This is a genomic window from Arthrobacter sp. PvP023 (assembly GCF_017832975.1).
GTDB lineage: Bacteria > Actinomycetota > Actinomycetes > Actinomycetales > Micrococcaceae > Arthrobacter.
Genome location: NZ_JAFIBI010000001.1, coordinates 136375 through 157959, shown reverse-complemented (window position 1 = coordinate 157959; position 21585 = coordinate 136375). Strand labels below are relative to the sequence as shown.

Here is a 21585-nt window from a genome sequence, read left to right as displayed (position 1 = left end):
GTGCCGTGAAGGTGTTGCGATGGGGGAGGACGCTGCCGACGGCGGCATTGACGGAAACGGAGGACTGCCATGGCCAACGCCCTCGGTGGGGACACAGTCAGTGACACCAAACCACGTGAAGCAAGGACTTCGGCAGGCGACAGCAGCGACCTGGGTCTCGTGGACCGCTGGTGGCGGGCGGCCAACTACCTGTCCGTGGGCCAGATCTACCTCCGCTCCAACCCGCTGCTGCGCGAACCGCTCCGCTCGGAGGACACCAAGTCCAGGCTCCTGGGCCACTGGGGCACCACCCCCGGGCTCAACTTTGTCTATGCCCACCTCAACCGGGTCATCAGGCGCGACCGGCAGGAGATGCTGTTCATCGCTGGTCCCGGCCACGGCGGCCCGGCCGTGGTGGCTAACGCGTGGCTGGAGGGGACCTACTCGGAGATCTACAGCAACGTGGGCAACGACGAACCGGGACTTGCTGAGCTGTTCCGGCAGTTCTCCTACCCGGGCGGGATCCCCAGCCACGCGGCGCCCGAGACTCCGGGCTCCATCAGCGAGGGCGGCGAGCTCGGATATTCGCTGGCGCACGCCTACGGGTCCGTCTTCGACAATCCGAAGCTGATTACCGCCGTCGTGATCGGTGACGGCGAGGCCGAAACCGGGCCGCTCGCGGCCAGCTGGCACTCGCACAACTTCCTGGACCCCGTGGCCGACGGCGCCGTGCTGCCCATCCTGCACCTGAACGGCTACAAGATCGCCAACCCCACGGTCCTGGCCCGGATGCCGGAAGCCCAGCTGGAACAACTGCTGCGCGGCTACGGCCACACGCCGCACTTCGTCACGGTGACGGACCCGGACGATGTCGAGGGGGCCCACCGTGACTTCGCCGCTGTCCTGGACACGTGCCTCGCCGAGATCCGCGCCATTCAGGCGGAGCGCCGCGCCGCCGGGGTCCCGTCGGCAGACGACGCCGGCGCCGCCCAATGGCCCATGATTGTGCTGCGTTCACCCAAAGGCTGGACCGGCCCCAAACAGGTGGACGGCAAGCAAGTGGAGGGCACCTGGCGGAGCCACCAGGTGCCGCTGTCCGAGGTCCGCACCAATCCGGAGCACCTGGCCCAGCTGGAGCAATGGCTCCAGTCCTACCGGCCCGGCGAGCTCTTTGACGAGAGCGGCCGGCTCCGGACCGACGTCGCGGAAAACGCTCCGGAAGGGGAGCTGCGAATGAGTGCCACGCCGTATGCCAACGGCGGCATCCTGCTGCGCGACCTCAAACTGCCGGACTACCGCAAGCACGCCGTCGAGGTGCCCCGGCCGGGAGTTGAGCGGGTCAGCGCCATGATCACCCTCGGCGGCTGGATGCGGGACGTCATTGCCCAAAACCCGGAGACTTTCCGGCTTTTCGGCCCTGACGAGACGGCGTCCAACCGCCTGCAGGACGTCTACGACGTCACGGACAAAGTGTGGCAGTACCGGATCGACGACGTCGACGAGCACCTTGCGCGCGCCGGCCGCGTGATGGAGGTGCTCAGCGAGCACCTGTGCCAGGGCTGGCTGGAAGGGTACCTGCTGACCGGCCGGCACGGAGTGTTCAGCTGCTACGAGGCCTTCATCCACATTGTCGACTCGATGTTCAACCAGCACGCCAAGTGGCTCAAGGTCCACCGGGAGCTTGCCTGGCGCCAGCCGGTCGCATCGCTGAACTACGTCCTGTCCTCGCACGTCTGGCAGCAGGACCACAACGGCTTCTCGCACCAGGATCCGGGCTTCATCGACCACGCAGTGAATAAGAAGGCGGAAGTGATCCGCGTCTACCTGCCGCCGGACGCCAACACGCTGCTGTCCGTTATGGAGCACTGCCTGGCTTCCCGGGATTACGTCAATATCGTGGTCAGCGGCAAGCAGCCCTCACCTACTTGGCTGGGACCGGCCGACGCCGCGCATCACTGCCAGCGGGGACTGGGCATCTGGGAGTTCGCCGGTTCGGAGGTGCCGGGGGAGGAACCGGACGTGGTCCTCGCCTGCGCCGGCGACGTTCCCACGGTGGAGACCGTCGCGGCTGCTGAACTGCTCAAGAAGGGTGCGCCGGGGCTGAAGATCCGGGTGGTCAACGTGGTGGACCTGATGCGCCTCCAGGATTCCAGCGAGCACCCCCACGGGCTGAGTTCACGCGATTTTGACGGCATATTCACTGCGGACAAGCCGGTCATCTTCGCCTACCACGGCTACCCGTCCCTGATCCACCGGCTGGCTTACCTGCGGACCAACCAGGAAGGCCTGCACGTCCGGGGATACAAGGAGGAGGGCACCACCACGACGGCGTTCGACATGGCCATGCTCAACGGGATCGACCGCTTCCAACTGGCCATCGACGCGATCGACCGGGTTCCCGGCCTGGCGGAGCGGCACTCGCTGCTGCGCCAGTCGTTGCAGGACAGCCGTATCCGTGCGCACAACCACACGCGCAGCCACGGCGAAGACCAGGCCGAGATCAGCGACTGGGCGCTCGGCGGGTAGCTCGGGACGCGTCGCCCGAACCGGTCACCCGGTCCCGGCCAAGGCTGCGAGCGGGCCTGACGGCACGTGGATCCAGCCTTCGCTGAGGGCGGCGGCAGCGTGATCTACGGGCGGCATGAAAGTCTGGCGGAGGCTGACCGCGCGGGCTGTGAGTGCGGCGATGACGGCGTCGAACATGTCGTCCGAGGCCGCGAGGGCATCACGGTATCCGGCCAGGTCCAGCCAGGGCGCGGCTTGGGCCAGGCTGTCCAGGATCAGTTCCAGCCGCTCTGCTTCCGGGGCGCCGCGTCCTTTATAGCCGCGGGCGTGGATTCCCCAGAGTTTCAGCGAGGCCGCCGGGTAGACCTCCGCCAGCCTGCCCGACCCGTCCCTGGCCTGCGGACCGTGGTCCCGGGCGATCTTGGCTTGGATGACCGCGCAGCGCATGGCGGGGTGGGCCAGCCGGTCAGCGGAGACGCTGAGGGGGATCAGCCCCGTGGCGCCGGTGACGAACCGGTCCGTGTCCCGGTAGGCCAGGATCCGGCGGCCCTCGATGCCGTCGTGGTCCAGCACCGGGTGGGCGTCGAAGTTCAGGTGACCGGCAATGAAGGGCAGGAAGGCGTCCGGCCAGCCGACGGGGCAGTCGATGCCCGTCATGTCGGTGCTGCTGAACAGCTCCACGATGTCTTCGTCAGTGACGTCCAGGGACAAGTGGACCAGCCGTGCACCGCCGTGCGTCCAGTCAAGGACTGCCGCCGCGGTCTTCCTGGTGGCCGCCGCGAGGTCCACGCCCAGTGTCTTCACGGGCTAAACCGAGCGGTAGCGGAGTGCGCCTGGAAGCTCCCCGCGATTCCCGAGGCCTTCCCCGGAAGCGAACCGGGCCCAGACGGCGCGGAGGGCGCGGCCCTGGGCGTTGATCTCGTCCCAGGAGGCGCCCGCGACAAGGCCGGCGGCCGCCCAGGTCTGCTCGTTGCCGAACAGCAGCGGCAGGTCGACAGTGTGGGCGGCCCCGAAGAAGTTACCGGGCGCGGCCCACGTAAGCACGTAGCTGTACGCTTTTCCTCCCGCCCGGGCGTGCCGCCGGGCGAACTTCCTGGCGGACCGGCCGTACACGGCTTCGGTCACGGCCCGGCTGATTGCGTTTACGACGGCGGTCCCGACGACCGGAACCCTGGCGAGACGGCTGGCGACGGGATTGCCAGGCAGGAACATGCGCGCCTCGTCGGCGGTGTGGCCGATCAGGACCTCGATCCCAGGGGCGGTCGCGTTCCATGCGGCTTCAATCTCGTGTTCCGGCGGCAGGGGCGCGTGTCCGTATTGCGTACCGAAGGGCATGGCCGCCTTCAGCCCGAACTTCCGGGCCACCTGCGAAACACGCCCTTCAATGGCCACCACGTCCATCGCAGGGGTGTCTTCGGTGACATGTTCCGCGGCGACACCCATCGCGGCGCTCATTTTTTCCCGGCCACGGGTGATGCCCAGGGGTGCGCTTTGGATGATGGCGCGCTGGAACAGCGACGGCGCTTCCGGAGTCGCCATCAGGTGGACGACGGCATCGCCGCCTGCTGACTGGCCGAAGGCGGTGACGCGTTCCGGATCACCGCCGAAGGCGCCGATGTTGCGCTGCACCCAGCGGAACGCCTCCAGCTGGTCCAGCAGGCCAAGGTTGGCAGGGCGTCCCGTGCCCGTTGCCAGGTATCCGAACAGACCGAGACGATACGTCACCGACACAACGATGACCCGGTTCTCGGCAACCAGCGCCTTGGGGTCGAAGATGGCCAGGTCCCCGGAGCCGGAGGTGTAGGACCCGCCATGGAGCCACACCATGACCGGGACGCGCTCGCCGTCTGCGAGGTCCGCCGGAATGGTGATCGAGAGCCGCTGGCAGTCCTCGCTGCCGGGAAGCTCACCGTAGCGGGTTCCCAGGATGTCATCCAGGAACGGCACCGGACCCTGCGGGCAGGCGGGCGAGAGCGAGGTGGCGGCAAGAACCTCGGTCCAGCCGGGTGCACTTGCCGGCGGCTGGAAACGGCCTGCCGTTGCATAGGGGATTCCCGTGGCGCGCACAACGTCGCCGTCCCGCCAGCCGGTGACCGGCCCGCAGGAAGGACTGAAGCACGGAGGACTAAAGGCAGGGGCGTTCATAGGGCAACGATTTCACGGATTTGTTCGGAGTTTTTGTCCAGATATCGGGTCTTTGTCGTTGCGGAAGTCCCGATATCTGGACAAAAACTCCGCAAACGACGACGGCGAGGCCGGGATCGCGTGAACCCGGCACCCGCCGTCGGACTGGCTGCCGTCGGACTGGCTGCTAGTGCGCTGCCGGAACGTAGCGCTTGATGGAGGCTTCCAGTTCGGCTTCTGCAGCGGCGCGGTCGCCCCAGCCTTCAGCCTTGACCCACTTGCCCGGTTCCAGGTCCTTGTAGCGGGTGAAGAAGTGCTCGATTTCCTTGATCAGGTATTCGCTGACGTCGCTGACCTCTTTGATGTGGTCAAAGCGGGCGTCTACAGGAACGCAAAGAACCTTGGCGTCCCCGCCGCCGTCGTCCGTCATGTTGAACACGCCGATGGGGCGGGCCTCAACGATGACGCCCGGGTGCAGATCGAAGTCCTGCAGGAGCACCAGTGCATCCAGCGGGTCGCCGTCTTCGCCGAGGGTGTTCTCGAAGAAGCCGTAGTGGGTGGGGTACTGCATGGAGGTGAACAGGACGCGGTCCAGGCGGACGCGGCCGGTCTCGTGATCGACTTCGTACTTGACGCGCGATCCCTTGGGGATCTCGATGGTCACGTCATGCTTCATGGAATGCTCCTCGACTTCAGGGGTGTTCGCGGCACACGGAGTTACCAGCAAAAGGAGTGTCGGTGCCGCCGACTACTATTGAGGATATAGCGATAGGCCCAGGTTTCATGAACTAGTGGGGACATTTCAGGACTAAAGGACCAGCAGCAGCATGAAACGCACGATGAGCCGCGCGGCCAGGCATCCCTGGTTTGAGATCATCAGGCGGCAACTGCCGCTGGCGCTGCTGACCATCCTGATCGTGGCGCTCGCAGTCCCGGCGGCCATGCTCGTAGCCCCCGCCTTGACGGGCCAGCGGCCCAACCCGGAAAGCACGGAGTCCGCGGTTCCCGCCTGGCAACAGGTCCCACGGGACCTTTCCCTTCCGCAGGGCATTTCACCCCTTAAGGACTCGGCTCCCGTCCCGTGGCCGGACACGCTCGCCGCGCAGCTTAATGCCACCCTGAAGACCGACGGCGGGGGGTCATTTACCGGGGTAGTGCAGGACGCCGCCACCGGCCAGGTGCTGTTTGACCGGGACGGCGCCGAGGGCAGGGTGCCTGCCTCCAACATGAAGCTCCTGACGGCCGCTGCCGCTCTCCGTGCCATCGGACCGGATCAGCGCTTCAGCACCACGGTGGTTGCCGGCGCCGAGGCGGGATCGGTTGTGCTGACCGGCGGCGGCGACGTCCTGCTTGGTGCCGGGGAGTCCTCCCGCGACGCCGTGATGGGCCACGCCGGACTGGCCACGCTTGCCGGGCTCACGGTTAAGTCGCTGCAGGAAGACGGTGTCAAGGGTCCGGTGCAAGTCCGGCTGGACGACTCCTTATTTACCGGCCCCGCCCTGAACCCGACGTGGAGCCCGGACGATGTGGCCGCAGGTGAGACGGCGCCGCTGTTCCCGCTGGCCCTCAACTCGGCCAGGTACGACCCCGCTGTCACCACCGGACCGCGCCCGCAGGACGCAGCCATGGCTGCAGCGGAGGCGTTCTCCGCCCAGCTCACAGCGGCAGGTGCCGCCGCCGGGTTGTCCGTCACTGCCGGCGTCGAGCGCGCCAAGGCCCCGGAAAGCGGAAGGGTGCTTGCCGAAGTCCAGTCCGCCACGCTCCGCCAGCAGGTGGACTTGATGCTGCAGACCTCGGACAACTACCTGGCGGAGGTGCTGGGCCGCCTGGCGGCCGTGGCCACCGGACAACCCGGCAGCAATGACGGCGCCACGGCCACCGTGTACCAGCAGGTGCAGGATCTGGGAATCCCCACGGACGGCCTCCGCGTGGCCGACGTCTCCGGCCTGTCACTGGGAAACCAGGTGTCGGCCGGCCAGCTGTCGGAGATTGTCAGGGCCATCACCTCCGGAACCGAACCCAGCCTGCGGGCTGCCATCGGCGGCTTCCCGGTGGCAGGCCTGACCGGAACCCTGGGCAGCAGGTACACCGACGCGTCCACGGAGGGCGGTGCGGGGCTGGTGCGGGCAAAGACCGGAACCCTGAACTCCGTGATCGCCCTCAGCGGTTACGTGGTGGACGCCGACGGACGCCTCCTGGTGTTCTCCTTTATAGGGAACGGCCTGGCGCCCGGCGCTGCGGGAAACAGGACGGCGCTGGACCGCACTGCATCAGCCTTGGCCTCCTGCGGCTGCCGCTAACCACCAGCCCCGGCCGCAGCGCCCGCCCGTCCGCCACCCGGCCGGTTCGCCGGTCAGCGAACTTAAGGCGCAACCGCGGGAGGCTGTGATCTGATGGACGCTATGGAGTCAACTGCAGGCGATTCATCAGTACAGGCCCAGGCGCTGATCAACTGGGAGCTCGCGGCGTCAACAGCTGCGCGGCTGGCTCCGGCCGGCCCTTCGCTGGGGTCCGCCGAAATCGGCAGCGCCGTGGAGAACCTGCGCCTGATGGCGGACATCTCCGTGCCGCACGTCCATGACATCACCGGGCTGGAAGCCGCGCGGGACCTCCGCGATTCCTCCGTGCTGGTGGTGGACCGCGCCTCCTGGGCCAAGGCCAACACCCAGAGCTTCGCCGTCATGCTGAAGCCCGCCATGGAAAAGATGCTGGAGGGCCGCCGCGGAACCATGACCCCCGGCGCGGCGTCCGTCAGCGGAGCCATCACGGGAAGCCAGCTGGGCGCCGTGCTCGCCTTCCTGTCCAGCAAGGTCCTGGGCCAGTACGATCCCTTCTCGGCGCTCGCCGAAGACTCAACGGCCCCCGCCGGCGGACGCCTTCTGCTGGTCGCGCCGAACATCGTCCAGGTTGAGCGCGAACTCAATGTTGCCCCCGAGGACTTCCGGCTATGGGTCTGCCTGCACGAACAGACGCACCGCGTGCAGTTCGCGGCCGCACCCTGGCTGCGCCACCACATGCTCAACGAAATCGACAACCTCAGCGAGCACCTGCTGGGCAACGTCGACACCCTCCTGGAGCGCGCGTCCGCTGCGGCCAAGTCGCTCAAGGACCGCACAGCCGCCGGAACTGCTCCCGGACGCGGCGCCATCCTGGACCTGCTGCAGGACCCCGAAGAAAAAGCCTCCCTGTCGCACCTGACAGCCGTGATGAGCCTGCTGGAGGGCCACGCCAACGTGGTGATGGACGCCGTCGACGCCAGCATCGTCCCGTCCGTCAAGACCATCCGGCAGCGCTTCAACGCCCGGGGCAAGGACCGGGGCGTCGTGGAGAAGTTCATCCGCAGCCTGCTGGGCCTCGACGCCAAGATGCGCCAGTACACGGACGGCGCCAAATTTGTCCGTGCCGTGGTGGACGTGGCCGGCATGGAAGGCTTCAATCGGGTGTGGGAATCCGCTGGGAACCTGCCCACGGAACCGGAGATCCATGACGCCAAGCTCTGGCTCGAGCGGATGGGGCTCTAGTTGTCGCACGCCCCAAGCGGACGACGGCGGCCCGGCCGGTTGTCGCCCGTCGTCGGTAAGGCGCGCAAAATGGTGCAGAACGCCCTGGCCGATGCCGGCTACCCCGAGCGGGTGCTCGTCGCCTGCAGCGGCGGCCCGGATTCCCTGGCCCTCGCGGCCGTCGCGTCCTACTTCAGCCGCCGCGGCCACGTGGACGGCCACCCCGTGTCGGTGGGCTCCGTCGTCGTTGACCACCAGCTGCAGCCCGGTTCCGCCGGCGTCGCCGCCCAAACCGCCGATGTCCTCCGGGACCTGGGGCTTTCCCCCGTTGACGTGCGGCGGGTTGACGTCGCGTCCACCGGGATCGGCCCCGAAGCCGCGGCCCGGGACGCCCGCCACGCGGCGCTCGAGGAAGCCGCCGCCCGGGCCGGTGCCGGTGCAATCCTCCTCGGCCACACCCTGGACGATCAGGCGGAACAGGTGCTGCTCGGCCTGGCGCGGGGCTCCGGAACACGCTCGTTGGCGGGAATGCGGCCCGTCCGGGGACTTCTGCTCCGGCCGTTCCTGGGCCTCCGCCGTGCCGACACACTGGAGATCTGCGCGGTCGAAGGACTGGACCCGTGGCACGACCCCAGCAACGCCGACCCGTCTTTTGCCCGGTCCCGGACGCGCGTGGAGGTCCTCCCCATGCTGGAGGAAAAGCTCGGTCCCGGCGTCGCGGAGTCCCTCGCCAGGACGGCCGCCATCCTGCAACTGGACGCCGACTACCTCGACGACGTGGCGAACAGCACTTACGAGCAACTGGCGGAGCAGTCCGGCGGCGGGATCAGCCTCCCCGAAGCCGCGCTGGGCAACCTGGCCCCCGCCATCCGGTTCCGGGTGATTGCCAAGGCAGCCGCCGCCGTCGGAGGCCAGCAGCCGAGCTACCAGCGGCTGCTGGCCGCGGAAGCGCTCCTGCGCCGGCAGGGTTCGGCCGGCCCCGTGGAACTCCCCGGCGGCGTGAGCGCCTACCGGCTGTCGCTGGCGCAAATCCTCGCTGGCGAAGGGCAGAATCCGGCGGGCCGGGCAGGAGATGCCGCCAACGGCGGTCCCCGCGAGGCCGCCCGCTGTGGGAAGCTAGTATTCCGGCCTCAAAAGCCGCCCCAAGAATAGTCGCACCCGCATCTACACAGGAGCCATTGGTGGATTCAAACGACGTCCAGGCAGACCTCAAGCACGTTCTCTACACCAAGGATCAGATCCAGCAGCGGATTACCGAGCTCGCTGCGCAGATCGACAAGGACTACGAGGGCCGGGAGCTCCTCATCGTCGGCGTATTGAAGGGCGCGGTCATGGTCATGGCAGACCTGGCGCGGGCACTTCACAGCCACGTTTCCATGGACTGGATGGCAGTTTCCTCCTACGGTTCCGGGACCCAGTCGTCCGGCGTTGTGCGCATCCTCAAGGACCTCGACACGGACCTCATGGGCAAGGACGTACTGATCGTCGAGGACATCATCGATTCCGGACTGACGCTGTCCTGGCTCAAGACCAACCTGGAATCCCGCGGCACCGCGTCCGTGGAAATCTGCACCGCCTTCCGCAAGCCCACGGCCGCCAAGGTTCAGATCGACGTCAAATACGTCGGCTACGACATCCCCAACGAATTCGTAGTGGGCTACGGCCTGGACTACGCCGAGAAGTACCGCAACCTGGACTTCGTGGGCACGCTCGCACCCCACGTCTACGAATAGTCGCCTTTCCCGGGATCCCTCCCGGCCGGCCGGACCCCCAGCGGGCCGCGGCCCTGCACCGCTACGCCTAGAGGGAACTTTTGCCCTGCACCGTGCGTGATTCACTCCGAACGGTGTATAGCTAGAAGCTGACGCAGCACCACACGCGCGCAGACCAGTCGCCGTGCAGCACTACCAGGAGGGACGGGGCCAGCCCCCGATCAGATGAAAGCTAAGAGTTTCTTCAAGGGCCCGGGCATCTGGATCGTTGTTGTGGTCGGAATGCTCCTGCTGGCCTTTGCCACGCTCGCCCCCGGAGGCGCAACCCGGATCGACACAAAACCGGGCCTCGAGCTCCTTGCGGACAAGGGCAAGGTGGAGCAGGCCAAGATCTTTGACGCGGAGAACCGCGTGGACCTTGTCCTCAAAGACAACCTGGTCATCGACGGTCAGGACAAGGGCAAGAACGTCCAGTTCTTCTTCGTCAATGCCCGCGCCGCGGACGTGGTCAAGGCCGTCACCGACGCCGACCCCTCGAGCGGTTACACCGACCAGCCCATCGAAAACAACTGGTTCTCCGGGCTGTTCTCCCTCCTGATTCCCGTGCTGCTGCTGGGCGTCCTCTTCTGGTTCCTGCTCTCCCGGATGCAGGGCGGCGGGTCCAAGATCATGCAGTTCGGCAAGTCCAAGGCCAAGCTGGTCAACAAGGACATGCCCCAGGTGACGTTCAGCGACGTCGCCGGCGCTGATGAGGCCGTGGAGGAACTCCAGGAAATCAAGGAGTTCCTCCAGGAACCGGCCAAGTTCCAGGCCGTGGGAGCCAAGATCCCGAAGGGCGTGCTGCTCTACGGCCCTCCGGGTACCGGTAAGACCCTGCTGGCCCGCGCCGTGGCTGGTGAAGCGGGAGTGCCGTTCTTCTCCATCTCGGGTTCCGACTTCGTTGAAATGTTCGTCGGCGTGGGTGCGTCCCGTGTCCGCGACCTCTTCGAGCAGGCCAAGGCCAGCTCACCCGCCATCATCTTCGTGGACGAGATCGACGCCGTCGGCCGTCACCGCGGCGCGGGCATCGGCGGCGGCAACGACGAACGCGAGCAGACCCTCAACCAGCTGCTGGTTGAAATGGACGGCTTCGATGTCAAGACCAACGTCATCCTGATCGCCGCCACCAACCGCCCCGACGTACTGGACCCGGCCCTGCTGCGCCCCGGCCGCTTCGACCGCCAGATCACCGTTGAAGCACCGGACCTGGTGGGCCGCGACCAGATCCTGCAGGTCCATGCCAAGGGCAAGCCGATGGCTCCCGGCGTCGACCTCAAGGCCGTTGCCAAGAAGACCCCCGGCTACACCGGTGCCGACCTCGCCAACGTCCTCAACGAAGCTGCCCTGCTGACGGCCCGCTCCAACGCGAACCTGATTGACGACCGCGCCCTGGACGAGGCCATCGACCGTGTCATGGCCGGCCCGCAGAAGCGCAGCCGCGTCATGAAGGAGCACGAGCGCAAGATCACGGCCTACCACGAAGGCGGACACGCCCTGGTGGCTGCCGCACTGCGGAACTCGGCCCCGGTCACCAAGATCACCATCCTGCCCCGCGGCCGCGCCCTGGGCTACACCATGGTGGTTCCGGAGAACGACAAGTACTCCGTGACCCGCAACGAACTGCTGGACCAGATGGCGTACGCCATGGGCGGCCGCGTTGCCGAGGAAATCGTCTTTCACGATCCGTCCACCGGCGCCTCCAACGACATCGAAAAGGCCACGTCGACGGCCCGCAAGATGGTCACGGAGTTCGGCATGAGCGAACGCGTCGGTGCAGTACGCCTCGGCCAGGGCGGCGGCGAGCCGTTCCTGGGCCGCGACGCCGGCCACGAGCGCAACTACTCCGACCAGATCGCCTACATCGTGGACGAGGAGGTGCGCCGGCTGATCGACCAGGCCCACGACGAGGCCTACGCGATCCTCACCGAGAACCGCGACATCCTCGACTCCCTGGCCCTGGAGCTCCTCGAACGGGAGACCCTCAACCAGGCCGAAATTGCGTACGTCTTCCGTGACATCCGCAAGCGTGACTTCCGTGAAGTGTGGCTCTCCAAGGAAAGCCGGCCGGTGCAGACCGCCGGCCCCGTGGAGTCCCGGCACGAGCGGGCCGAACGTGAAGCCCAGGAGGAAGCCAAGGAAGCCCGCCTGGAGGAGCCGCTGGATGCCCGGCCGCCGCACCCCCAGGGCGTGGCAGGACAGGAGACCTTCGGCGGCGGTGTTACGGACGTCAGCACCGACGGGCCGCAGCACGGCTAAGCTTCTTCTGTGACTCATTTCGACGACGACGACGTTTCCGCCAGCCCCGATCGTTCGGCTGCGGGCCACTCGCACCACGCCGGCCACACCAAGGTTGACCGGCCGCGGATCGAGGCGGCGGTCCGGGAAATCCTGCTGGCCATCGGGGAGGACCCGGACCGCGGCGGGCTCCTGGACACCCCCAAAAGGGTGGCCAAGGCCTACGCGGAGGTTTTCGCCGGCCTGCACCACGACCCCGCGGAAATCCTGTCCACCACCTTCGACCTGGACCATGAGGAACTGGTCCTGGTCAAGGACATCCCGTTCTACTCCACCTGCGAGCACCACCTGGTGCCGTTCCATGGCGTGGCGCACGTTGGCTACATTCCCTCCCACGACGGCAAGGTCACCGGGCTGAGCAAGCTCGCCAGGCTGGTGGACATGTTCGCCAAGCGACCCCAGGTGCAGGAACGGCTCACCACCCAGATCGTTGAAGCATTGGTAACGCACCTGAAGCCGCGCGGAGCGATCGTGGTGGTCGAATGCGAACACCTGTGCATGTCAATGCGAGGCATCCGTAAGCCCGGTGCCAAGACCGTCACCAGCGCCGTGCGCGGTCAACTGCATGACCCGGCCACCCGTGCCGAAGCCATGAGCCTCATACTCGGAAGGTAATAAAACAGACTATGGACTCCCTAGCTGCAGCCCCTGGAACCGGACCCGCAACAAGCCCCTTGCCCATCCTGCGTAAACCGCGGCCGGCAGCCAAGTTTGAAGATCTCCCCACGGACCGCACGCTGGTGATGGGCATCCTGAACGTCACCCCGGATTCCTTCAGCGACGGCGGGAAGCACCCGACGCCGGACACCGCCATCGCGGCCGGCCTTCGGATGTTCTACGCGGGTGCCGACATCATCGACGTCGGCGGTGAATCCACCCGCCCCGGCGCGGAGGAAGTCAGCCCCGAAGAAGAGCAGCGCCGTGTGCTGCCGGTGATCGAGGCCATGGTCAAGGCCGGCGCCCTGGTCAGTATCGACACCACCCACGCTTCAACGGCTGCCGCTGCCCTCAAGGCCGGCGCCACCATCATCAACGACGTTTCCGGGCTGACGATGGAGCCCGAGATGGCCGAACTGGCCGCCCGCACGGGCGCCCCGTACGTGCTGACCCACCGCCGTGGCGATGCCAAGACCATGAACTCGCTCACGGACTACGGCAACGTGGCGGAGGATGTAGCCGCTGAACTGGTGGGCGTGCGGGACAAACTGTATGCGGCCGGAGTGGCGCCGGAACAGATCATCGTGGACCCGGGCCTGGGCTTCTCCAAGAACGATGCCCAGAACTGGGAGCTCCTGCGGAACATGGGTCCGCTGGAGGCGCTGGGCCACAGGATCCTGGTGGGCGCCTCCCGCAAACGCTTCCTTGGTACCTTGCTGACCGTGGCGGGCAAGGCTGCCGCTCCCGGCGAACGGGACCACGCGACCGCCGCCATCACCGCCATCAGCGCCGCCCGCGGCGCATGGGCTGTGCGCGTGCACGACGTCGGACCCAGCCTTGACGCCGTCAAGGTTGCCGCACGGATGTCCGCCGGACCGCTCGGCCATTCCAGTCCCACCAACTAGGCAGCCACCATGGACACAATCACGCTGAGCGGTGTTACCGCCGTCGGCCATCACGGGGTGTTCGATTTTGAACGCCGCAACGGCCAGCCGTTCATCGTTGATGCCGTGCTGCACCTGGACTTCGCGAAGGCGGCAGCCTCGGACGACGTCCTGGACACCGCCCATTACGGCGAGGTGGCCGAACGCATCAAGCACTGGATCACCGGCGACCCGCTCAACCTGATCGAGGCCCTGGCCGTCCGCATCGCCGAAGACCTCCTGCAGGAATTCCCGCTGGCCGCCGTGGACATCACGGTGCACAAGCCCAAGGCCCCCATTGAGGTGGAGTTCGGCGACGTCTCCGTCAGCGTGCATCGGCGGCGGTCATGAACCCGCCGTATTCGAACAACCCGTACGTCCGTGCGGTGCTGGCCCTCGGCAGCAACCTGGGGGAGCGGAACGACACCCTCTCCAGCGCCGTCGCCGACCTCGTGGACCGGCCGGAAGTGCGGCTGACCGCGGTTTCCCCGGTGGTCCAGACCAAGGCCGTGGGCGGACCCGAGGGCCAGCCTGATTTCCTGAACATGGTGATCACGGTGGAAACCTCGCTGCCGCCGTCGGAGCTGCTGCGCCATTGCCAGGCTGTGGAAAACAAGCACCACCGGGTGCGCGAAGTCAGGTGGGGTCCGCGGACCCTGGACGTGGACATCATCGCCTACGGGGACATCGTGAGTTCGGATCCGGCGCTGACACTGCCGCATCCCCGCGCTGCGGAGCGGGCGTTTGTGCTCTACCCGTGGTCGCTCATCGACCCCTCGGCAGAGCTTAACGGCGTCCGGGTGGGCGAACTCGCCGCCAGGGCCGCCGACTTCCCGGACCTTGCCCCCTTCGACGGCTTCGGCGACTTCGACGGCCTTCCCACAGCAGGAGCAGTGGAGTAGGCCGTGAAACCAGTCAATCCGTTCCTCCTGATCGTCGTCGGGCTGATCCTGGCCCTTGCCGGCTGGTTCGCGGCCGTCATGACCACCCGCTACGGCCTGGCCACTCCGGTGCTGCCCCAGACCGGGCTGGTGACCATGGGAGTGATCGTGGCGCTCACGCTGGTCCTGGGGATCCGCGTCCTGCGCTGGCGGAACGGCAAGAAGAAGAAAATGCTGAATCCCATCCTGGCCGCCTGGACCCTGGTCCTCGCCCAGGCCTGTGCGTACACCGGAACGGTGCTGCTGGGCTGGCACGCCGGAATCTTCCTGGACCTGCTCAGGCTTTGGAACCTGCGCAGCGACCAGGGAATCACCTGGCTGGCCCTTTCCATGGCCGGCGGGGGACTGGCCATGATCATCGTGGGTCTTGTTGTGGAACGCTTCTGCCGGATCCCGCCCGAAGACGGCGACGCCGACGGGACTCCCGGAGTTCCGGGACGGGGCGCCCGCAAGCCCAAAGGGGAAGGCGAATATGCCTACCGAGGCGATTGATCCGCCGGGTATTTCCTGGCTCCGCGTTTCGCCCAAATACGTGACCGTCCGCCTCGTCGAATGGGCGTTCGGGAACCTCATCGCCGTGGCGCTGCTGTCGCTGCCGCTCGCGTTGAGGCTGGCGGGCTGGTGGGCGTGGGTCCCGCTCTGGCTGGCCGTCACCGTCCCGGCGGTCACTTTGCTGCTGGCCGTCTGGCGGCTGCTACTGATTCCACGCCAGGTGCGGGCCATCGGCTACGCCGAGCGCGACGACGACCTCCTGATCCGCAGCGGCATCTTCTTCCAGCGCACACTGGTGGTTCCCTACGGCCGGATGCAGTACGTGGACATCGGAGTGGGTCCCGTGGAACGCGGACTGGGCCTCTGCACGCTGAAGTTGCACACCGCCTCGGCCGGCACCAATGCTGAGATTCCCGGCCTGCCGGCCGACGAGGGGGCGCGGCTCCGCGAGCAGCTGTCCGCCCGGGGCGCTGCACGGCTGGCCGGGCTGTGACCCCTGACAGCGCGGTAACACCCGGCGGCGCCGGATCCGGGCCGGCGCCCGGTGCTCCCGGGCCAACCGGCAACCGTGCCGGGCAGATCACCGGAAAGCCCGACGGCGAGTGGCTGCGCGTACATCCCGCGTCACCGTTCATCCGGGGCTGGGTAGCGCTTGCCGCCATCGGATTCTTCTTCGGCCGCGACACCTTCGAACGCATGCTGCAGGGCCGCCCCCTCATGGACGAGATGTATTCCGGTCGGGTGCCGTTCCTTCTTGCCGGCGGCGGACTGGTCCTGGTGCTGGCCGTACTGGGGTTCATCACCACGTGGTACTTCACCCGGTACCAGGTGGCCGGAGGCTTCGTCCGGGTGAACACGGGCTTCCTGTTCAAGCAGCAGCGCCAGGCCCGGTTGGACCGGGTGCAGGCCATCGACATCGTGCAGCCGCTCCTGGCCAGGATCTTCGGCCTCGCCGAACTCAAGTTCGAGGTGGCCGACGCCGGCGAATCGGCCGTGCGACTCGCCTACCTTCGCATTGACGACGCCCGCCAGCTCCGGGCCACCATCCTGGCCCGGGCGGCCGGGCTGGAACCAGACCCTGCGCAACCCGAAGCAGCCCTGCCCGAGGCGCCGGAATACGCCGTCCTGTCCGTGCCGCCGTCGCGCCTTGTCGGTTCGCTGCTGCTCAGCGAGCAGAGTTTCTTCGTGGTCCTGGGCGCGGCGGCTTCCGTCGTGCTGTCCGCCGTCACTGAAAGCCGCGGCTTCTACTTCTACCTGATCCCCGCAGCACTGGGCCTGGCCGCCGCCTACTGGGGATCATTCAACAAGGGCTACAACTTCACCGCCGCCATTTCGCCGGACGGAATCCGGCTCCGCTACGGGCTGCTGGACACGCAGGCGCAGACCCTCCCACCCGGCAGGATCCAGGCCGTAAAAATCACGCAGCCGCCGCTGTGGCGGATCTTCGGTTGGTACCGGATGCAGGTGAACGTGGCCGGCTACGGCGGCCCGGGCAGCAACGGGGAAGGCGCGTCGCGCACCACGCTCCTCCCGGTGGGCGTCCTGGCGGACGTCATGAGGATGCTCGCGCTGGTGCTCCCCGACCCGGGAACGCCGGACCCGGCCCGTGTCTTTGCCACCGGCCTGACCGGGCTGGCTCCCGCAGTACCCCCGGCCGGGCCGCCTCCCTCCGGGGGAACGCCGGGCGAAGAGCCCGACGGCGGGTTCGTCACCAGCCCGCGCCGCGCGCGCCTGCTGGCACCGCTGGGCTGGCGCCGCAACGGTTTCACCGCCACGGACACGGCGCTGCTGATCCGTTCCGGCCGCCTGTGGCGCGAGCTGGTGGTGGTTCCGCACCAGCGCACGCAATCGATGGCCCTGCACCAGGGGCCGCTGGCGAGACGCTTCCGGGTGGCGGACCTCGTACTGCACACCACGGCCGGACCGGTGTCGCCGCGGGTCATCCAGGCCGGGCTGGACGAGGCCCGCGACCTGTTCGATGCCCAGGCCGCCCGTGCCCGGAAAGCCCGCAAACGCCAGACCAGCGAGCAATGGCTCGCCCAGGTGGCCCCACCTAGTGTGGTGGGGCCGGAAGTTCATCCCCAGAACCACCAGGAAGGCCCGCACCATGGCTAAGCCAGGACGCCTCGGCGTCGGAATCATTGGAGCCGGCAAGGTGGGCGCAGTCCTCGGTGCGGCGTTGCGCGCCGCCGAGCACGCCGTCGTCGGGGTTTCAGCGGTCTCGGACGCAAGCCGGGAGCGCGCCGAAACCCTGCTCCCGGGCGTGCCGGTGCTCGACGTGCAGGACATCGTGGAACGCTCCGAGCTGGTGCTGCTGGCCGTCCCCGACGACGCCCTCGGCGGGCTCGTGGAAGGCCTCGCCAAGCTCCGCGCCTGGCAGCCCGGACAGCTCGTGGCCCACACCTCGGGCCGCTTCGGCGTAGGCATCCTGCATCCGGTCCGGGCAGCCGGCGCCGTCCCGCTCGCGCTGCACCCCGCCATGACCTTCACCGGCATGAGCCTGGACCTCACCCGGCTGCTGGACTGCACGTTCGGGGTCACGGCGGACGCTGCGATGCTGCCGATTGCGCAGGCACTGGTGGTGGAGATGGGCGCCGAGCCGGTGGTGATTGCGGAAGGCGACCGCACCCAGTACCACGCGGCCCTGGCGCACGGGTCGAACCACCTGGTCACCCTCGTGGCGCAGGCCTCGCAGCTGCTGCGCGAAGTGGGCGTGGAATCGCCCGAGCGCATGCTGGGACCACTGCTGCGGGCAACGCTGGAGAACGCGCTTGCCTCCGGCGAATCGGCCCTGACCGGCCCGGTGGCCCGGGGCGATGTTGGCACGGTCGCCGCGCACGCGGAGGCCCTGCGGGAACACGATGCCGGTGCCGGCGGCGATATTCTGGAGGCCTACCTGGCCATGGCGCGGGCCACCGCGCACCGCGCCGGGAGCCGGGGACTGCTGAAACCGGACCAGCTGGATGCCATCCGGAAAGCCCTGGACGGTGTGGGCAACGACGGGCCGCAGGCCACTGGAGGAAACTGACTTGGCGATCAAACTCGTGACCACCGCGGCGCAGCTGCGGGCCGAAAGCGCGCGGCTGCTGACGGAGAAACAGGGCTCGTCGCAGGGCCTCATTCCCACCATGGGCGCACTGCACGAAGGCCACGCCAGGCTGGCGCGCACCGCCGTCGAACAAAACGACGTTGTGGTGGCCAGCATCTTCGTCAATCCCCTGCAGTTCGGCGAGGCCGTGGACCTGGACCGCTACCCCCGCACCCTCGAGGCGGACATGGAACTCCTGGACGCCGAGGGCGTGGACCTGGTGTTCGCACCTTCCGTGGAGGAGGTCTACCCGGGCGGCGAGCCGCTGGTCCGGGTGACGGCTGGCCGGCTGGCCGGGAAATGGGAAGGCGCATCCCGCCCCGGCCACTTCGACGGTGCCCTCACGGTGGTGGCCAAGCTGCTGCACTATGGCATCCCCGGGACCGGGCTCCCCGGCGGAGGCGCCTTCGTGACCGGCGCCGGTGCGGGCCTGCCGGCGTACCGCGCCTACTTCGGCCAGAAGGACGCCCAGCAGCTGACGCTGGTGCGGCGCATGGTGGCGGACCTGAACTTCCCCGTCGAGATCGTGTCTGTTCCCACGGTCCGCTCCGCCGACGGGCTGGCGTTGAGCAGCCGGAACAGGTTCCTGTCCGGGGAGGAACGCGAGGCTGCCCTGGTGCTGTCCCGGGCGCTGAGGCTCCTCGAGGAGCGCGCCAACGCCCACGAGCCGCTGGACCTGGAATCCGCCCAGGCCCTCGTGGAATCCCAGCCCCTGGTGGGACTGGACTACTTCGACGTGGTGGACCCGGAGACCCTTGAGCCCCTGGCCGAGAACTGCAAGGAAACGCCGTTCCGCGGCGAAGGCCTGGCCATCATTGCGGCGAAGGTGGGGCCGGTCCGGCTCATTGACAACGTGCCACTCAATTCCTGAGGTTTTTTCCAGTGACGGGAATTACCCCGGGGGATAGACTGTTGGAATCTGCAGCGACGATGCTCGCCGGAAATCACTTCACATCTCCCTAAGGGAATCCCCATGTCTACAGACGTCTCTTCCAACGCCCCCGGCGACCCCGTGGCCACTGTCGCTGTGAAGGCGCCGGCGGTAGGCCCGGTGAAGATGTCCCGCGAGTCGGTCACCATCATCGTCACCCTGCTCGTTGCCACCTTCGTGGTGATCCTCAACGAAACCATCATGAACGTCGCCCTCCAGCGGCTCATGGTGGACCTTGGTGTCGACGCCCCCACGGTGCAGTGGCTGTCCACCGGTTTTATGCTCACCATGGCCGTGGTCATCCCCACCACCGGATTCATCCTGCAGCGGTTGTCCACCCGGGCCGTTTTTATGCTTGCCATGGGACTGTTCTCGGGCGGCACGCTCCTTGCCGCGCTGGCTCCGGGATTCGAAGTCCTCCTCCTGGCCCGCATCGTCCAGGCCGGCGGTACAGCCATCATGCTCCCGCTCCTGATGACCACCATCCTGACGCTGGTCCCGATCGAGCGGCGCGGCGCCGTCATGGGCAACGTGAGCATCGCCATTTCGGTGGCACCGGCCATGGGCCCCACCGTGTCCGGGCTGATCCTTGAGCACTTCACATGGCGCTTTATGTTCGTGTTCGTCCTGCCCATCGCCCTGGCCGCCTTCGCCATCGGCGCCCGCTACCTCACGAACATCGGCGAAACCGAGAAGACCCGGCTGGACATCCTGTCCGTGCTGTTGACCGTTCCCGCCTTCGGGGGACTCGTGTACGGACTTAGCCAGATCGGCGGGGGCCATGGCGGACAAAGCGGTCCCGGCACCACTGCCGTGGCTGCGCTGGCCGTCGGCCTGGTGGCCATGACGGCGTTCGTCTTCCGCCAGCTGAAGCTGCAGAAGTCCGAAGGACCGCTGCTGGACCTGCGCGCGTTCAACTTCCGCATGTTCACCGTTTCCGTGCTGCTCCTGGTGGTGGCCATGATCGCGCTCTTCGGCGCCGTGATCCTGCTCCCGCTGTACCTGCAGGAAATCCGCGGCCTGAAATCCCTGGAGACCGGCCTGGCGCTCCTGCCCGGAGGCCTGGCCATGGGCCTGCTGGGCCCGTTCATCGGACGAGTCTTCGACAAGGTGGGCCCGCTTCCCCTGACCGTCACCGGCTCCGTCATGATGGTGCTGTCCCTCTGGCAGTTCTCCATGCTCAATGCGGAAACGGCCGTCTGGTGGATCGTGACGCTGCACGTGGTCCTCAGCCTGGGCCTGGCGCTCCTGTTCACGCCGGCGTTCACCACCGGACTCAACCCGCTGCCGCCGCACCTCTACTCGCACGGATCGGCCATCATGAGCACGCTCCAGCAGGTGGCCGGTGCCGCCGGAACCGCGCTCCTGGTCTCGATCTACGCGGTAGTGGCCGCCGGATCAGGCGTTGTCGCCGGCATGCACGCAGCGTTCCTCACGGCCGCGATCATAGCCGTGGCCGCCGTCGTACTTTCCGCCATGATGCGCAAGACCGCGGGCGCGGAACACTCGGTGCCTGCAGCCCACTAACACCCCAAGCGGGGTCAGCCGGCGAAGAACTCGCTGAGTTCGGTGATCAGCTTGTCCGGCGCGCGGTTGACGCCGTCGTGGCCGGCCCCGGGCAGGATGGTGTAGCTCGAACCGGACAGGACGTCGTGGATCTGGCCGCACGCTATCCCAAAGTAGGCCGGGCTCTTCTCGCCCACAATAATGAGGGTTTCCAGCGGCAATGCCAGGAACGGTTCGGCAGGCATGTCCGCAGCGATGATCGCCTTGATCTCCCGGACCCCGGTCGTCATCAATTCGCGCTGCTGCTTGCCCACCGGCGTCCCGGCGGTGAGCTTGTTGGCCAGGGTCAGCATGGAGAGGGGCATCCGTGAGGACAGGGCCCCGCCCGTCTCGAGTCCCCGGAGCAGCACGGCGAGGGCGCGGTCGTCGTCGCCGGCCGCGGTGGCGCGTTCGTATTCGGCGATCCAGTCGGCCTTGACGCTGTGGTTCACGGAGACGGCGGGATCGTAGACTGCCAGGCGTTCCACCGGGAGGGTCCGTGCGGCGTGGAGCGCTACTGCGCCGCCGAAGCTGTGGCCGAACACGTCCGTGCTGGCCGTGTGCCTCATCACGGTGTCCAGGTCCCGGATGTCAACATCCAGCGTGTAGTCGTTCGGCTGCGCGGACGATGCGCCCCGCCCGCGCCGGTTGAACGTGTGCACCGGGCGGCCCAGCGATGCGCTCAGCTTCTGGGCAAAGCGCGTGTAGTCCGCTGCGGTGACCATTGAGGCCTGAACGACGACGACGCCCGAGCCCGCCGAAGCCAGTTCGGCTCCCGTGGTGTAGAGCTCCAGCGTTCCGCCGTCGGGTGTTTTGATGTTCTCGCGCGTCATGTTCCGAGCCTACCCGGGGCG

At 67.6% G+C, this 21585-nt stretch carries 20 protein-coding genes; 16 read left to right on the top strand and 4 right to left on the bottom strand.

The features are described from left to right. Positions 1-69 precede the first annotated feature (69 nt). Positions 70-2505 (top strand): phosphoketolase, encoded by a 2436-nt coding sequence (locus JOE31_RS00690; protein WP_209741680.1) that lies wholly within the window; start codon positions 70-72, stop codon positions 2503-2505. 24 nt (positions 2506-2529) lie between these two features. Here the strand turns inward: JOE31_RS00690 and JOE31_RS00685 are convergent, their stop codons facing one another. From JOE31_RS00685 to JOE31_RS00675, 3 genes are all read right to left on the bottom strand, one after another. After that, positions 2530-3288 (bottom strand): DUF429 domain-containing protein, encoded by a 759-nt coding sequence (locus tag JOE31_RS00685; RefSeq protein WP_209741679.1) that lies wholly within the window; start codon positions 3286-3288, stop codon positions 2530-2532. 3 nt (positions 3289-3291) lie between these two features. Further along, positions 3292-4629: a carboxylesterase family protein gene (locus JOE31_RS00680; protein ID WP_209741678.1), complete on the bottom strand. Its 1338-nt coding sequence runs from the start codon at positions 4627-4629 to the stop codon at positions 3292-3294. A gap of 166 nt (positions 4630-4795) precedes the next feature. Continuing rightward, positions 4796-5284, bottom strand: a complete 489-nt coding sequence (locus JOE31_RS00675) for an inorganic diphosphatase (protein WP_209741677.1) — start codon at positions 5282-5284, stop codon at positions 4796-4798. Positions 5285-5435: 151 nt separating this feature from the next. Here JOE31_RS00675 and dacB point away from each other — a divergent pair, with 151 nt between their 5' ends. The 15 genes from dacB (at position 5436) to JOE31_RS00600 (ending at position 20713) form a co-directional block, all read left to right on the top strand. After that, positions 5436-6908, top strand: coding sequence for a D-alanyl-D-alanine carboxypeptidase/D-alanyl-D-alanine-endopeptidase (gene dacB, locus JOE31_RS00670; RefSeq protein ID WP_209741676.1), 1473 nt, complete (start codon positions 5436-5438; stop codon positions 6906-6908). A 102-nt stretch (positions 6909-7010) separates the two neighbouring features. Further along, positions 7011-8129: a zinc-dependent metalloprotease gene (locus JOE31_RS00665; RefSeq protein ID WP_209741675.1), complete on the top strand. Its 1119-nt coding sequence runs from the start codon at positions 7011-7013 to the stop codon at positions 8127-8129. Positions 8130-8198: 69 nt separating this feature from the next. Beyond that, on the top strand, positions 8199-9260 hold the full coding sequence (gene tilS, locus JOE31_RS00660) for a tRNA lysidine(34) synthetase TilS (protein ID WP_209741674.1): 1062 nt from the start codon (positions 8199-8201) through the stop codon (positions 9258-9260). Positions 9261-9289: 29 nt separating this feature from the next. After that, entirely contained in the window at positions 9290-9841 is a 552-nt protein-coding gene (hpt, locus tag JOE31_RS00655; protein WP_011690021.1) for a hypoxanthine phosphoribosyltransferase, read from the top strand. A 204-nt stretch (positions 9842-10045) separates the two neighbouring features. Continuing rightward, on the top strand, positions 10046-12115 hold the full coding sequence (ftsH, locus tag JOE31_RS00650; protein ID WP_209741673.1) for an ATP-dependent zinc metalloprotease FtsH: 2070 nt from the start codon (positions 10046-10048) through the stop codon (positions 12113-12115). A gap of 9 nt (positions 12116-12124) precedes the next feature. Further along, positions 12125-12769: a GTP cyclohydrolase I FolE gene (gene folE, locus JOE31_RS00645; protein ID WP_209741672.1), complete on the top strand. Its 645-nt coding sequence runs from the start codon at positions 12125-12127 to the stop codon at positions 12767-12769. A gap of 11 nt (positions 12770-12780) precedes the next feature. Next, positions 12781-13716, top strand: a complete 936-nt coding sequence (gene folP / locus JOE31_RS00640) for a dihydropteroate synthase (RefSeq protein ID WP_209741671.1) — start codon at positions 12781-12783, stop codon at positions 13714-13716. Positions 13717-13725: 9 nt separating this feature from the next. After that, positions 13726-14085: a dihydroneopterin aldolase gene (gene folB / locus JOE31_RS00635; protein WP_209741670.1), complete on the top strand. Its 360-nt coding sequence runs from the start codon at positions 13726-13728 to the stop codon at positions 14083-14085. After that, positions 14082-14636 carry a 2-amino-4-hydroxy-6-hydroxymethyldihydropteridine diphosphokinase gene (folK, locus tag JOE31_RS00630; protein ID WP_209741669.1) on the top strand — a complete coding sequence of 185 codons (555 nt, stop codon included), beginning with the start codon at positions 14082-14084 and terminating at the stop codon, positions 14634-14636. The genes folB and folK overlap by 4 nt, the downstream gene beginning before the upstream one ends. Positions 14637-14639: 3 nt before the next feature. Then, complete coding sequence (locus tag JOE31_RS00625; RefSeq protein ID WP_209741668.1) at positions 14640-15167, top strand: DUF3180 domain-containing protein; 528 nt, start codon at positions 14640-14642, stop codon at positions 15165-15167. Next, a complete protein-coding gene (locus tag JOE31_RS00620) occupies positions 15148-15660 on the top strand; it encodes a PH domain-containing protein (RefSeq protein ID WP_209741667.1) in 513 nt (170 codons plus the stop codon). The genes JOE31_RS00625 and JOE31_RS00620 overlap by 20 nt, the downstream gene beginning before the upstream one ends. After that, complete coding sequence (locus JOE31_RS00615; RefSeq protein ID WP_374100789.1) at positions 15657-17282, top strand: PH domain-containing protein; 1626 nt, start codon at positions 15657-15659, stop codon at positions 17280-17282. The genes JOE31_RS00620 and JOE31_RS00615 overlap by 4 nt, the downstream gene beginning before the upstream one ends. After that, positions 17275-18195 (top strand): Rossmann-like and DUF2520 domain-containing protein, encoded by a 921-nt coding sequence (locus JOE31_RS00610; RefSeq protein ID WP_209741666.1) that lies wholly within the window; start codon positions 17275-17277, stop codon positions 18193-18195. The genes JOE31_RS00615 and JOE31_RS00610 overlap by 8 nt, the downstream gene beginning before the upstream one ends. Position 18196: 1 nt before the next feature. Beyond that, positions 18197-19126 carry a pantoate--beta-alanine ligase gene (locus JOE31_RS00605; protein WP_209741665.1) on the top strand — a complete coding sequence of 310 codons (930 nt, stop codon included), beginning with the start codon at positions 18197-18199 and terminating at the stop codon, positions 19124-19126. A 102-nt stretch (positions 19127-19228) separates the two neighbouring features. Further along, positions 19229-20713 (top strand): DHA2 family efflux MFS transporter permease subunit, encoded by a 1485-nt coding sequence (locus JOE31_RS00600; RefSeq protein ID WP_209741664.1) that lies wholly within the window; start codon positions 19229-19231, stop codon positions 20711-20713. A 14-nt stretch (positions 20714-20727) separates the two neighbouring features. Here JOE31_RS00600 and JOE31_RS00595 read toward each other — a convergent pair whose 3' ends face one another. After that, complete coding sequence (locus JOE31_RS00595; RefSeq protein WP_209741663.1) at positions 20728-21564, bottom strand: alpha/beta fold hydrolase; 837 nt, start codon at positions 21562-21564, stop codon at positions 20728-20730. Between the last annotated feature and the right edge of the window lie 21 nt (positions 21565-21585).